The following is a 14,456-nucleotide window of genomic DNA, read 5'->3' on the forward strand; positions in this document are numbered from 1 at the left end:
ATTAGAAGAATTTCACCTTGAATTCAGCACCAATGAAGCGCGCTTCATTTAGCATACCGGTGTTGTTATTGAAATCTACACCACCGATAACCACTTGCTCGTCAAATAGGTTACGAACAAAAGCAGACACTTCATATTCGTTATCGCCTTCAGACCACATATAACCAGCACGAAGACCTGTTTCAAACAACGCTTCGCCTTCAAATTCTACTGATTTGTATAAGAAGAAGTCTACTTCACTACGGTAAGACATATCACCATAGACGAAGAACTCGCCATCTTCTAACTCTTTCGTATAGCGAAGTGTTGCGTTTGCAATCCACTCAGGAGCGTGAGGTAAGCTGTTACCGTCAAGTATTGCTAGGCCCTGATCATTAACTGTGTTTGTAACGGTACATTGAGCACAAACTTGAACTGCAAGGTTTTTATCTTCAAGCTCAGTTTTGTTATAGCTTAGGTTAAAGGTTGCATTTAGCTCGTCCGTTAACACCCACTCAGTATCAAGTTCGAAACCATAACCGGTTGTCTTGTCTGCATTTACTAGACGGTTAAAGTTAGCACCACCACCTACAGCCGTTAACTGTTGGTCATCCATCTGATAGTAGAATACCGTCGCGTTTACACGACCTTGGCCATCAAGCACGTCTGACTTAATACCCGCTTCTATAGAGTTGGTAGTTTCTGACTTAGCAACAGTTACTTCATCACCGAACAAAATACGACCTTGAACACTTGGAGCACGGAAGCCGTTAGCGAGACGACCAAATAAATTTACGTCATCAGTTAGCTTGTAAGTGGCACTTAAATCCCAGCTTACATGGCTATCGCTTGGATTAGCGGTGCCATCTAGTACATCAGGAGAGCCATTCCAAGGTGTTGGATTTTTAGTACGCTTAGCGTAAAACTCTTTCTCATCGTCAGAATAACGCAGACCAGCAGTTACTTTTAAATCATCAGACACGGTGTAATCAAAAGAACCGAATACCGCCCATGCTGATGTGTCTTGATCTTGGTAAGCATAACCATTTTGTGCACCGTACTGACCAAGGCCAGCATCAAATGCAAACGTATCAAAGCTGTAGCTTTCAATCATTAGATCTTCTTCAAATAAGAAGATACCTAACTGATAGTTGTAATCGCCAGAGAAGTTGCTAGATAGACGAAGCTCTTGCGTGTACTGATTATGCTCAGGAATAACATCAGCTGTTTCAGAAGCAAATGGAATGATACCTGGGCCTTGGAAACCAAGGAAGTCAGCACCGTAACCACCGTCGACGTCGGCACGAGAATAGATTTCAGCACTTTCCCAAGCAGTAATTGAGGTTACAGTATGCTCAGGTAAGTCCCACTCAAGTTTTAGACTCAAACCTTGAGTTTCAACCTGTTGCGTTGAGCGAGAGGCCGCATCATGGTATACCACATCGTTGTCATACAATGGGTTAATGTTATTGGTGCCAGCTTCAATTAAATTTGCGCGAAATGCAATTGGGCGACCATCTAAATCGCGATAGTGGTAGTTAAGTAGGCCGTTAAAATCATCGCCTTCATATAGGAACTGAACACGAACGGCTTGCTCGCTGTAACCACCTAGAGAATCGTCTTTCTCAAAACCTGGCGCTTTTACATCGATATAGTCTTCTTGTTCCTGCCACAATGCAGAAATACGCGTTGATATACGCTCAGTTACTGAGCCGCCTACTGCGCCTTCAAAGTCTACCGCACCGCGACTACCATAAGAAACAGCAGCATAGCCATCAAACTCTTGGCTTGGTCTAACTGTGTCAAACTTAACCAGACCTGCTGGTGTGTTGCGACCGAATAGCGTGCCCTGAGGACCACGTAATACTTCAATACGTGCAATATCGAATACAGGGAAGCCTTTTAGAATAGGGTTTTCTTGAACCACTTCATCAACAACCAAAGATACAGGTTGAGAAGCATTTAGATCGAAGTCTGTATTACCTAATCCACGTACGTAAAAACGTGGGAAAGTACGACCAAACGAAGATTCTACCGATAAACTTGGGATCTTCGCATTCATAAAGCGAATGTCCATACCCGCTGAGCTGTAAGCATTCAAGTTATCACCTTGAAGCGCTGAAACAGACACAGGTACTTCCTGCGCGTTTTCAACACGTTTACGTGCGGTAATTTGAATAACTTCTAGTTGATTTTTTTTGGCTTGCTCTTCTTCAGCAAGTGCAGAAAATGAAGTACCTGCCACAGCAGAGAACAACGTAGCATTAATGAGGGTAGCTAACGTAGATCTTTTCATTGCTTTCATGTTGGTTTTCGACCTTTTAGTGCACTCTTTGTTCAACGGTTTAAATTTGGGCGCCGTTTCACTTAGGCGTGAACGTTCAATTTTTCGCGTTTAAATATAATAACGCGGACCTTACAGTCGAGAGTGCGATACAACTTTGTAAGGCTGAACGAGACGGCGGTAATTATAGCAGGTAATTTCTACTTTGCTTTATAAACCGAACTAAAAAATCAATTTTTTTGCAACTTTCAGCGACGTTAGCTGACAGTTTACAACATTTAGCAACAAAAAACCCAAGAAAGCGGACATTTGTCCTTTAAACTTAATGGGATATAAGTTCTAAAAAAACAACTTTACCTATAACCGAACCATAACACAGGGTCGAAACTGTGCAGGTTACCTAAACAATACAAATTTGCGCCCAAACAAACGTATTGACCATATCGGAAAGCAAGATGGTAATGCCAGTGATATGACACCGGTGTAATGATAAAGTTCAAACAAAATTAAAAAGAGGACATTAGACCGATTAAAGGGAAGTTTTAGCCTTTCTGTGCCAAATATGAATAACAGGCTTAAGGTAACTGCATCGATGTGAACTCGGCACGGCCAGTCTGTTCATTATATTCAATTATAGCCACTGCGGCAGTCGAAAAGATAGGCATTGTATCAGGGCACAAACGGTCTACCAAATAACTGACAATTGGCATATGTGCGACTAAAAGCCAGGTTTGATGCGTTGGATACATAGAGATAAGTGTTTCTAAATAATCGATAGCTGTGTGTGCTGATCCACTCGGTACTATGTCTGAACAGGTTTCAACAAATTTGGGAGTTTGAAGTGCAAGCACTTGCTCCGCGGTTTGTTGCGCTCTGACGAAGGGACTCACAAGCGCTGCGTCTATCTCAAAATATTGTTTTAACCATTCACCTACATCCTTGCCTTGTTGTAACCCTTGTTCGGTTAAATTTCTGCTTGCATCATCGGCTTGCATGGGCTCAGCTTCACCATGACGCATTATCAAGATAGTCTTCATACTGTTCAGCACCTTCTGTTTATATCACCCTACATATATGCAGACTTATGCGTGATGAGATCCACTTTTAACCTATTCTCGCTAATGGCCCTTCCCTTCTGCGCCACTCACACCCAGGATCTTATGCTTGCTGACTTCTCACATATGTAGCTTGGTATTATTTTCTTCTAAACCGGTAGCTATCTCACTGGTTTGTTCGCTATATTAAAACAAATGAAGGATTAACATGAAATGAAATTCTAATTACCTTCAGTTATCTTTTAACTAATTTATCGGCAGCAGCATATTGAAACTGAGTAATAATGATAGTCGGCAGTACCAATTACTAACACTGGACAATGGTCTTAGAGTCCTGTTGATCAATGACGATTCAACCGCTAAGTGCGCCGTATCATTAACAGTTAACGTCGGCCACTTTGACGATCCCGAAGCGCGTCAAGGGATGGCGCATTTTTTGGAGCATATGCTATTTCTGGGTACTGCAGAGCATCCTGATTCAGGTGGCTTTTCGCAATTTATTAGTCAGTATGGTGGCCAGAGCAATGCGTGGACTGGTACTGAGCACTCGAGCTATTACTTTGACTGCGACGCCGAACAATTAGACGAAGCGTTAGAACGCTTTAGCCAGTTCTTTGTGTCTCCACTGCTGAGCGAAAGCGATACCGAAAAAGAGCGTGAAGCCATCGATGCCGAGTTTAAGATGAAAGTCAAAGATGATGGCCGTCGCATATATCAAGTTCATAAAGAAACCATCAATCCTCAGCACCCTTTTGCCAAGTTTTCTGTTGGTACCCGAGATACGCTCGCAGACCGTAATGGTAATATCGCCAGTGAATTGCGAACATTTTTCAACCAACACTATCAGGCCCAATGGATGACTTTGGTGATAGCAGCACCACAACCGCTGGCTACGCTTGCAACCTTTTGCTCACCTTTTACGAAAATTGTTGGCACCAAAGCGCAAAAGCCAGCGATCCAAGCGCCTATGTACCGAGAGCAAGACTTGCAGCTAGAACTGCAAATAAAGCCAAGAAAGCATATGCAAAAACTGATTGTCAGTTTTGCTATGCCCAACCCTATAGATTTATACCGCCATAAAAGTGTGAGCTTTTTAGCCCATTTGTTAGGATATGAAGGTAAAGGCTCGCTCTATTCTATCCTCAAGTCACAAGGTTGGATCAATGCATTATCGGCTGGTGGTGGGATCACTGGTAGTAATTTCAGAGATTTTAACATCAGCTTTGCGCTTACTGATGAAGGGATTGAATACTATGAAGACATAGTGGAAATGCTGTTCGAGTACATCGCGTTAATTAAGCAAAATACCGCTGCACTACCGCGCCTTTATCAAGACAAAAGTACTTTGCTGGATATCGCGTTCGATAATCAAGAAGTCGGCCGTATGTTAGATTGGGTAAATTCAATCAGCGTTAATATGCACCACTATGAGGAGGAAGATTTTCTCTATGGTGATTATCGCATGGATGGCTTTTCTCCAGAGCAGCATGAAAAGCTATTGATGCATTTATGCCCTACCAATATGCGCCTTGTGCTTATCCACCCTCATGTGGAGGTAAATAAAAAGGCCAAGTGGTACAACACACCATACAGTGTCTCGCCGATAGCTAAAGATTGGATTGAGTCACTCTATAATGTGCATATGCCTTTGCCACAAATGTCGCTGCCACTAATTAATCCATATCTCAGCGCGAAAAATCCACTTCATGATATAGAGAGTGAACAGGATACGCCGATCCGTCTAGCTGATCAGCCCGGATTTGAATTTTGGTTCAAGCAGGATTTGACTTTTAGAGTTACCAAAGGGCACTTTTATCTCGAAATAGATTCCGCCCCATCCGTCACCTGCCACAAGCATATGGCACTCTCTCGTCTGTTTGCTGATCTCTTTATGGATGCAGTCGCTGAGCGTTTTTATAGCGCAGAATTAGCTGGCCTTAGTTATCATATTAATTCCCATCAAGGTGGCTTAACACTTCACACCGCAGGGCTTACTGGTAATCAAATCACCTTGGTTTTAGAGCTGGTCGAGGCGCTACTGAACCAACCAATCCATGCAGCTCGCTTTGCTGAATATAAAAAGCAACTTATCCGCCATTGGAAAAATCACAACAAGAATAAGCCTGTTAGCGAACTATTTAGCCTACTTGGTGCACATTTGATGCCCTGGAACCCAAGTCCTGAAGACTTAGCCTGCGCACTTAAAAGTGCCAGCTTTAACGAGTTTCAACTATTTCGAAAGCAGTTTTTTTCAGCCATTCATATCAAAGCTTTCATGCATGGCAACTGGCAACTAAAGCATGCTGAAAAATTAAAAACATCAGTACACGGGCTATTTGCAGGCAGTGAAATTTTAGAAGATTTGAAACGTCCCTTGAACGAGTTGACGAAATTAACGGAACAACATATCGAACGCGAAGGCAGCGATCATGCCTTTATTGAATACTTTCAATCACGTACCGATTCCGTTAAAGAAAAAGTCACCATGATGGCGATTAACAACCTCATTAATCAAGATTATTTTGAACAGTTAAGAACGAAAGAACAACTTGGTTATTTAGTTGGGGCTGGCTATGCACCATTTAATACACGTGCGGGTATCGCTTTTTACATTCAATCTCCCAACTTTGATAGTGAACATTTACTTGCACGACACAGGCAATTTCTTGAGCAATTTACCAAGCAATTGCATCAATTCGATGAAGTGAGCTGGCAACGTTCAAAAGAAAGCTTGTTGCTACATATATCAGAGCAAGACAAAAATTTAAGACTAAGAGCGCAGCGTTTGTGGATTTCAATTACCAATGACTTCCACCAGTTTGATATGCAACAAAGGTTAATCCAAGCTTTGGCCGACTTGGAATTAGAAGACATCCTTACTTATATAGATAAGATGTTAGAACCAAAGGCTCCAAGACTGATTTTAAAGTGTAATTAGCGTTTTAGTGTAAGCAAGGAACGCTTATCAAACTATTGAATGCCCAATAAGACTTTTCTCACTTAGTCCATTCATTTGAGACCTAATCAAAGTTCAAAAAACACGCAACCATATTCGTTAGCGCAATGAATTTCATCTGAAACTTTGTTTCGTTGTTGTGAAAAACCGCAATTAACCTGAATTTCCTCTTAACCAACGTTTTCCTTTTGACTACTACAGTGGCTTGATTTAGATTAGAGATTGCAGTTATGAATTACGCATTATATGAGCCTAAAAATAAAAACAATAACAATCAATGCACTACTTTTATCACTGACTCCGCATATAATTTACGCCAGTGACGCAAGTGTATTAACTGGTGCTCAGTTAGCTTGGCTCGTACCATGCGTGATTGCTCTGCTCAGCATTCCCTACTTAGTTTGGTCGAATCATCAACTCAAAAAGTCCACTCTTCAACTTAAACACTCAGAACAACGATTTAAAAGTACAATCGAAGGCAGTGGCGATACACTATGGGACTGGAATATTCAATCAGGTGAGATTGTTCGGATCAACGACAAATACGGTATGAACTCAGCGAAGCCTGGTAGTCTCATCCCCAACCAGCATAGGATCCACCCACAAGACCTTTTAATCGTTGAAAAGCTGATGAAACAGCACTTCGCAGAAAAGACACCATTTTTTGAAGCAAGCTATCGTATTAGAGATGAACTAGGTCAGTATCACTGGGTGTTAGACCGAGGCAAAATTATCGAGAAAGATACTAACCTTAACCCCCTAAGAATGACAGGTACGGTTCGCGATATTAGCCATTTCAAGAGTACCGAGGAAAGGTTAAATCTGTTTGCAAAGTGTGTTGAATCACTAACTGACGCGATCGCAATTTATGACCGACACTATAATTTGGTCGATCTAAATCCAAGCTATCTTAAATTATTTGGTGGTCAACGAGAGCACTACCTAAATAAGCATTTTAGCTTACCAGGTTATGACAATAAGTTTGTTGCTCAAGTAAAGGCTCAGCTTAAGCAAACAGAGCATTGGCAAGAAGAGCTCAAACTTCGTAATGCGGCAGATGTACTCTTACCAATCGAAATTACGATTGATGAGATTAAAAATAACCACGGTCAGATCAGTAACTATGTGGTTGTTTACTCAGATTTAACCGAGCGTAAAAAAGCAGAGTCTCAACTCCACAATTTATCTAATCGCGATCGTACGACAGGTCTTCCCAATCGCAACTTGTTCTTTACCAATTTACAAAAGTTGTCATTACAAGGCACGCACCATGCTCTACTGGTCTTTGATTTAGATAACTTTAAAAAGATCAACGATTCACTAGGACACCAGCTAGGTGATACGCTACTTGCGAAACTGGCAATGCGGCTAAATAAACTTGCTCGCCAACAAGATACCTTCTATCGGCTAGGTGGTGACGAATTCGCGCTGGTGATTTCAGGCACCAATGATATTCACACGATTACACGTACAGCAAAACAATTTCTAGCAGCGATTGCGACACCTTTTAAAATTGCTAATCACGAGTTAGTGATCACCTCTTCTGTTGGAATTGTACTGTGCCCTGAAGATGGTAAGTCTCCTGAAAGTCTGTTAAAAAATGCAGATACAGCTATGTATCATGCCAAGCAAAAGGGTAACCATTATTTATTCTTTAATGATTCCATGAATGAACAAGCGGTTAAGCGTCTGCAAATTGAAAACCTGATGCGCTATGGTCTCAAAGAAGATCACTTTGTCGTCTACTACCAGCCAAAAATGAATATTAAAACCGGCGAGCTGGTTGGCATGGAAGCGCTAGTCCGTTTCATTACTCCAAAAAAGGGGGTGATAAGTCCAGGTGTATTTATCCCTATCGCAGAAGAAACCGGACAGATCATCGAAATTGGTGAAGTCGTTCTAGACAAAGCGTGCCGTGACGTGAAGCGTTGGATTGATAAAGGATTGTTCAATGGCAGAGTTGCGGTTAATTTATCAGCAAAACAGTTTAGCTTGCCGGATCTGACCACTCGTATTGATATTATCTTGCAAAAAAATCAACTTCCTTCTTATTTTCTTGAGTTAGAAATCACAGAAGGAACAGTGATGGACGATCCAAAAGAAGCAATTTCGATAATGCGCTCACTTAGTGCTAGAGGGATACACTTAGCCATGGATGACTTTGGTACTGGCTATTCGTCACTGGCTTATCTCAAGCAATTTCCGCTAAATACACTTAAGGTCGATAAAGCATTTATCGATGATATGGGGAACGAGCGCGGTAGAAACATGGTTGACTCTATTGTCACTATCGCGCATAACTTAGATCTTCACGTTGTTGCGGAAGGGGTTGAAAATGAAGAACAACTCAATATTTTAGAGCAGCTAAACTGCCAAACAGTTCAGGGCTATTACTATTCAAAACCACTTTCAAGCACTGAATTTGAGCAATTTTTAAAACAACACACTCCGAGTGAGAAACCAAATCTACAGCTGGTGCAGTAGTCTAGCTTCATTTGACCTAACCACTTTACGCTTTCCAACTAACTAAATTTGCACAACGACGCATCCACGCTCTGCGATAGTGCACTCGAAACAGAATTAACGCCGCGGGGCCTGTTACTACGGCCAAACTTAACCAGCGTTTTCTTGGCATTCCAGTCCATAGAGTTTGAAGATACATTACCATCGCACATAAAGCTGAAATTATTCCAAAAGCCACTGATACTCCTCGGTTTTTTAAATCAATAGAAAAACAAAAACATTCCTTATTAGGAAAGAAACATCACATTTCGATACTATTTACTAATGCGGCCGACGAGTCTACACAACGTTTAATATTTAATCAATGAAGAAATTATTGTTGCATATTTTTGTATTATTTAATTTAATAGCGGACTGTTTAGAGGTATAGCATTACACAAGGGATGTTATGCCGTAACTTTTCCTAATTTGGGAAATAGAGACAAGTGGGAAATTTTTTACGGTCAACTGACAATGATTTCCTAGCTTAGTCCACTTAGGTTATGAGTGTATTTTTAGCATAATTTGTGAAGCCGACTTAGTCCTTAACTGGAAATTAAAAGTTAGCTTTTCTAATATTGTAGACGACTGAAATTTTGGTGCTTTTACCCACTGTACTTATTTTAATCGTCAACTGTGAGTTAAACCGATATAAAACGGTCAGTTATTCAATAATTGTCTGCGTTATAACGCCATAGTATAGACTTTCTGATAGTTTTTACTGATAGACGATTACAGTATTATCACAAGAGCTGCTAAACTTACTCTCATGTAGTATTAACTGTTACTTCAAGGACACGGGCTATGGATCAGAAAAGCGTACATGAATATTTGCAGGCCAAGCCTGCAACCTTTATCACTAAGCCTTTTGCGCAAGACGTAGATGTGTACAAAGTTCAGCATAAAATGTTTGCAACTCTAACTGAGGGGAAAGAGGGGCAAGTAGATGACAATGGTGAGCCTGTTTGGTGGTTAAATGTAAAATGCGACCCTGACGAAGCATTATTGCTTAGAGACAAGTATTCGTCTGTTGTGCCTGGTTATCACATGAATAAGCGTCTTTGGAATACAGTCATCTTAGATGGCACTATTCCAGAAGACGAAATAAAGAAAATGATCGATGATTCTTATCAAATCGTCGTAGATAACCTACCGACCGCACAACGTGAAGCACTTGCTAGCAAGGTCACGCAACGTTAATTAAAACGGCATTTAGGTCTACCTAAATGCCGTTTTACCTTTCTATATCCTCGCACTTAATCTCAATCTTTAATATCGATCAGCTTGTCTTAAAATCACTCTGGTAGTATACAAAAACAATAACCAAGTAATGTTAGAGTGGTGACATGGCGAAAAGGATAGCAGTACTCACAAGTGGCGGCGATGCGCCGGGTATGAACTCAGCGATTAGGGCTATCACGGTAAGTGCCCTGAGATCTGGGTTTCAATGTTTTGGCGTTTTTCATGGTTATAATGGGCTAATTAATCAAGAGTACACCGAGCTAAGTGCGATTTCTGTTACAGATATCACCCAACTTGGTGGCACAATTCTAAAAAGTGCTCGCTGCCCTGCGATGCTAGAACCCTCTGGCGTGCTGCAAGCAGCAAATGCACTGAGGAAGCTCCATATTGACGTACTTATTGTGATTGGTGGTGACGGCTCGTTTAGGGGAATGCAGGCGCTAGCAGCTCACTGGCAAGGTCAGCTAATTGGTATTCCCGGGACTATAGATAACGACCTTTCAGGGTGTGACAACACCATTGGTTTTTCCACAGCCATCAATACTGCCACCTCCGCAATAGATAAAATCCGCGATACAGCAAATGCCTTTGAACGGGTTTTTATCACTGAGGTGATGGGCCGTCATAACGGGCATATTGCTTACCATGTGGGCATAGCGACAGGTGCTGAGGCTATCATTGCCTTTGAAAACTGCACGGTAGAGAATACCTCTCAGGTCTTAGCTCATCTCAAAAATGCCATCGCGCAACAACATCAACACGGTAGCTTTTTGATTATACTGGCCGAAAATCTATGGCCTGGTGGCGCTCAAGCACTTAAAGCAGAGTTAAATAGCAATGCCGATATCAATTGCGCACTTTGCGTGTTAGGCCATATTCAACGAGGCGGGGCACCATCTGTTGAAGATAGAATGCTCGCCACGGAATTAGGGGTCGCGGCCGTGGAATTGATTAATGGTAATATCAAAGCAATCAATGACATTGCAACGCCTGTAATGGTGGGAAAAATAAATGGTGCAATTGTAATTACTGAGGTCGAGAAAGTACTGAATATGGATAAACCCGTATCACATGAATGGGTGCAACGCTATCAGCATTACCTCGCTGAGCAGTAAATAAAGTGAGAGTGAACGCTATTTTATCGTTCACTCTCACTACACCTTACGTAAGCACTAGCCATACACGCTAAAAGCAGATCCGTTAAGCCACAGATGACATAAAATACTTGCGATATAACCCAGTAAGATCACAGGTGCCCATTTTAAGTGCCCCATAAAGGTATAATAGCCTCTAGCTTGTCCCATGAGCGCTACACCTGCCGCCGAGCCAATAGAAAGTAAACTCCCCCCAACCCCGGCCGTCAGCGTGATCAACAACCAATGACCATGTGACATTTCAGGTTGCATCGATAGCACAGCAAACATCACTGGGATGTTATCGATGACTGCGGAAATAATCCCTAAGAATACGTTGGCATAGGTTGCTGACCATTCACCGTATAATATCTCTGACATTAAACTTAAATAACCGAGAAACCCAAGACCGCCAACACACATAACGATCCCGTAAAAAAATAATAAGGTATCCCACTCAGCGCGTGAAACTTTGCTAAAGACATCGAATGGCACAACACTTCCTAACTTCTCAAGACGCTCTTGATCCCCTTCTCTTTCCGCCATCGCTCGCTTTCGTGCTAATGACCCCGGTAACGTCATTCTTAGGAAGTAACCAAAAAACTGTAGGTAACCGAGGCCCATCATCATGCCAAGGACCGGTGGTAAATGCAGCAAGCTGTGTGAGATCACAGCGGTTGCGACAGTCAGTAGGAATAAAGTTAAAATTCTTAAAGCACCGCGCTTAAGCTCGACTCTTTCGTAAACTGCACTCGGCTTTCTATCCGCCACAAAGTAACTCATTACGAGTGCAGGCAAGATGTAATTGATCAGTGAAGGAACAAATAACGCTAAGAATTCACTGAAATGTACCATACCGGCTTGCCATACCATCAAAGTGGTAATGTCACCAAAGGGACTGAACGCACCGCCTGCATTGGCTGCTATCACGATATTGATACAGCTTAAATTGATAAACTCTTTGTCACCTTCAGCTACCTTCATCACCACGGCACACATTAGTAAGGCTGTGGTTAGGTTGTCTGCAATTGGAGAGATAAAAAAGGATAAGAACCCAGTGATCCAAAAGAGATTCTTATAGCTAAAGCCCTTTTGGATCATCCACGCTCGTAGTGCATCAAAAAGGCGGCGCTCCTCTAGTGCGTTGATATAAGTCATCGCAACCAGCAAGAACAACATCAACTCCGCAAATTCTAACAAGTTGTGCCGAAATGCGTGCTCGGTAACATCGGGTTGTCCATGATTAACGTAATACGCCCCAATCATGAGCCAAATGATGCCTGCCGCCACAAGCACTGGCTTTGATTTTCGCATATGGAGTTTTTCTTCAAGCATCACAAGTGCGTATGCTAAAACGAAGACAACAATACAAACCAAGCCGAGTGTCGAGCTAGTAAGATCTAAGGTGCCTTGAGCCGCCAAGGCTGGTGATGGGATCACGGATATGACCCATGCGCAACAGAATAGCAGTAGTCCATTGATTTTCATTTTTTTGCCTATCGATGAGTGCAGAGGGATGGCATTTCAGCCAAACTCACTTTAGCATAGATAAAAAATAATCAGCATTGGACTGAAGTCTAAGGCATCCTGTTTACTGTAGTACAAACAGGCTCATATATCAGCAGTAGGTATTTATGCTTCAACTTTCGCAGCAGCAACAAACAGAATTACAGCAAAAATTGAGCAACGATGGCTTTGCACGGATTGAAAATATCCTAAACGATACAAACGCTCAACAACTACATGAGTGCCTCTGTAATCTAGACTACCAGCTCGCACTGTTTCATAACGGGGCAGCAAAATCAGTCAAAGACAGTGATATTCTCGCCTTAACACCGCAAGAGCAGCAAGCCTTGCTTGAAGATATACATAGCTATGCATCGCGTGGTGTCGGTTTTATGTATGGCCGCCACTCCATAGAATCGACGAGTCCTGAGGCGCTGAAAAAACTCTACAATAACCTCAATAGTAGCGCTGTACAGTCCTGCTTTTCCGCTATCTCTGGAAAGAACATTATCCGTACCTCTGCCCAAGCAACACGATTTATTGGTGGTCAGTATTTAACTCGACATAATGACATTGTTGAAGCTGAGGGCCGGGTTTATGCCTATGTACTCAGCCTAAGCAAAAGTTGGCACCCTGACTGGGGCGGGCTACTGCAGTTTTTTGAACGTGATGGTACACCCACTACAAGTTATGCACCTAAGTTTAATTCACTGGTGGTTTTTGATGTAAGTAAAATTCATTCTGTGACTTACGTCGCGCCATTTGCAAAGGCGCCGCGACTTTCTGTAACGGGGTGGTTTAGAACAATAGACACGTAAGCTCAACGCGTGTCTATTGCTCTAGGTGTCTATCTTATTAATATTTTTCGCTTATCTTTTCGATGGTTAATATCAGCGTAAGGCCTGCGATGGCAAGCGCAATACATGCCAACGTATTCGGGTCTTGACCGTATAACGCACTGTATTGCGCTGGCAAAATATTGGCCTGACTCAAAGGCTTTTCGATACCACTGGAATTCACGTAAGTCGTAAGCACTTGTTTCCAAGGCCATAATAAATTAAGCGAGCCAAGTAAAAAACCAGCTAGTAATGAGAACGTTACTTGCTGATAGTGCGCCAATAACCAGCTGAGTAGACGCGAAAACGACATTAACCCCACAATACAACCTAGTAAGAATAAGCTCACTAAGCCAAATTCAAGCTGGTTCACCGCACTGAGTACATGGCCATACATACCCAGCAACAGTAGGATAAAACTCCCTGAGATCCCAGGTAAGATCATCGCGCAAATGGCGATAGCACCTGAGATAAAAAACATCCAATGAGATGCTTGCGCTTCAGCTGGTGAAAGGGAAGTAATAGCAAAGGCTATGATAGCACCGACTGCGCAGGCGATAATATTTTGGCCACTCCACTGAGAGACCTGTTTTGCAACATAGATAAAAGATGCGACGATAAGACCAAAGAAAAATGACCATACCAATGTTTGGTGTGCTTCCAATAAATAAGTGATCACCTTCGCCAAAGACGCTGCACTGATGAGCAAACCAGAAAATACCGCCAGTAAAAAGCTACCATCAATGTACTGCCAAGTGGCTTTTAGACCGTCACGGCGCAATGTGCTCAAGGCCTGTAAATTTACACTTTTAATGGCATTTAAAAAACGTGCATAGATACCAGTAATAAAAGCGATGGTACCACCAGAAACGCCCGGGACAACATCCGCAGCCCCCATTCCGGCCCCTTTTAAAAACATAAAGAGATAGTCTCGTTTGCTATCTTTATACTGCACAAATTTCT

General features: G+C 42.2%; 10 protein-coding genes. 5 read left to right on the forward strand and 5 right to left on the reverse strand.

Features of this window, described 5'->3' with window-relative positions:
* Position 1: 1 nt before the first annotated feature.
* Complete coding sequence (locus CWC03_RS05565; protein ID WP_138580913.1) at positions 2 to 2,284, reverse strand: TonB-dependent receptor; 2,283 nt, start codon at positions 2,282 to 2,284, stop codon at positions 2 to 4.
* 554 nt (positions 2,285 to 2,838) lie between these two features.
* A complete protein-coding gene (sixA, locus tag CWC03_RS05570) occupies positions 2,839 to 3,300 on the reverse strand; it encodes a phosphohistidine phosphatase SixA (protein ID WP_138580914.1) in 462 nt (153 codons plus the stop codon).
* Between the two features lie 286 nt (positions 3,301 to 3,586).
* On the opposite strand from sixA, the gene CWC03_RS05575 reads away from it, so the two are divergent.
* Together CWC03_RS05575 and CWC03_RS05580 are read left to right on the forward strand one after the other, a co-directional pair.
* The gene (locus CWC03_RS05575) at positions 3,587 to 6,256 is read left to right on the forward strand and encodes an insulinase family protein (protein WP_138580915.1); all 2,670 of its coding nucleotides are present in this window, start codon (positions 3,587 to 3,589) and stop codon (positions 6,254 to 6,256) included.
* 264 nt (positions 6,257 to 6,520) lie between these two features.
* The gene (locus CWC03_RS05580) at positions 6,521 to 8,758 is read left to right on the forward strand and encodes a putative bifunctional diguanylate cyclase/phosphodiesterase (RefSeq protein WP_138580916.1); all 2,238 of its coding nucleotides are present in this window, start codon (positions 6,521 to 6,523) and stop codon (positions 8,756 to 8,758) included.
* Positions 8,759 to 8,783: 25 nt separating this feature from the next.
* Here the strand turns inward: CWC03_RS05580 and CWC03_RS05585 are convergent, their stop codons facing one another.
* Positions 8,784 to 8,975: a hypothetical protein gene (locus CWC03_RS05585; RefSeq protein ID WP_081629149.1), complete on the reverse strand. Its 192-nt coding sequence runs from the start codon at positions 8,973 to 8,975 to the stop codon at positions 8,784 to 8,786.
* Positions 8,976 to 9,580: 605 nt separating this feature from the next.
* Between CWC03_RS05585 and CWC03_RS05590 the strand changes: the two genes are divergently transcribed.
* Positions 9,581 to 9,976 carry an MmcQ/YjbR family DNA-binding protein gene (locus CWC03_RS05590; RefSeq protein ID WP_138580917.1) on the forward strand — a complete coding sequence of 132 codons (396 nt, stop codon included), beginning with the start codon at positions 9,581 to 9,583 and terminating at the stop codon, positions 9,974 to 9,976.
* A gap of 146 nt (positions 9,977 to 10,122) precedes the next feature.
* The gene (locus CWC03_RS05595) at positions 10,123 to 11,133 is read left to right on the forward strand and encodes an ATP-dependent 6-phosphofructokinase (protein ID WP_138580918.1); all 1,011 of its coding nucleotides are present in this window, start codon (positions 10,123 to 10,125) and stop codon (positions 11,131 to 11,133) included.
* Between the two features lie 57 nt (positions 11,134 to 11,190).
* Here CWC03_RS05595 and nhaD read toward each other — a convergent pair whose 3' ends face one another.
* Complete coding sequence (nhaD, locus tag CWC03_RS05600; protein WP_138580919.1) at positions 11,191 to 12,639, reverse strand: sodium:proton antiporter NhaD; 1,449 nt, start codon at positions 12,637 to 12,639, stop codon at positions 11,191 to 11,193.
* 146 nt (positions 12,640 to 12,785) lie between these two features.
* Between nhaD and CWC03_RS05605 the strand changes: the two genes are divergently transcribed.
* Entirely contained in the window at positions 12,786 to 13,475 is a 690-nt protein-coding gene (locus tag CWC03_RS05605; RefSeq protein WP_138580920.1) for a 2OG-Fe(II) oxygenase, read from the forward strand.
* Positions 13,476 to 13,512: 37 nt separating this feature from the next.
* Here the strand turns inward: CWC03_RS05605 and CWC03_RS05610 are convergent, their stop codons facing one another.
* A complete protein-coding gene (locus tag CWC03_RS05610) occupies positions 13,513 to 14,448 on the reverse strand; it encodes a polyprenyl-phosphate transporter (RefSeq protein WP_138580921.1) in 936 nt (311 codons plus the stop codon).
* Between the last annotated feature and the right edge of the window lie 8 nt (positions 14,449 to 14,456).

The organism is Pseudoalteromonas sp. S2755, assembly GCF_005886535.1.
In the GTDB taxonomy this organism is placed as follows: Bacteria; Pseudomonadota; Gammaproteobacteria; order Enterobacterales; family Alteromonadaceae; genus Pseudoalteromonas.

Bases quoted from the DNA above. Each gene is read 5' to 3' on its own strand.
- CWC03_RS05565 (WP_138580913.1), bottom strand. From the start codon at position 2,284: ATGAAAGCAATGAAAAGATCTACGTTAGCTACCCTCATTAATGCTACG.
- sixA (WP_138580914.1), bottom strand. From the start codon at position 3,300: ATGAAGACTATCTTGATAATGCGTCATGGTGAAGCTGAGCCCATGCAA.
- CWC03_RS05580 (WP_138580916.1), top strand. From the start codon at position 6,521: ATGAGCCTAAAAATAAAAACAATAACAATCAATGCACTACTTTTATCA.
- CWC03_RS05590 (WP_138580917.1), top strand. From the start codon at position 9,581: ATGGATCAGAAAAGCGTACATGAATATTTGCAGGCCAAGCCTGCAACC.
- CWC03_RS05595 (WP_138580918.1), top strand. From the start codon at position 10,123: ATGGCGAAAAGGATAGCAGTACTCACAAGTGGCGGCGATGCGCCGGGT.
- nhaD (WP_138580919.1), bottom strand. From the start codon at position 12,639: ATGAAAATCAATGGACTACTGCTATTCTGTTGCGCATGGGTCATATCC.
- CWC03_RS05605 (WP_138580920.1), top strand. From the start codon at position 12,786: ATGCTTCAACTTTCGCAGCAGCAACAAACAGAATTACAGCAAAAATTG.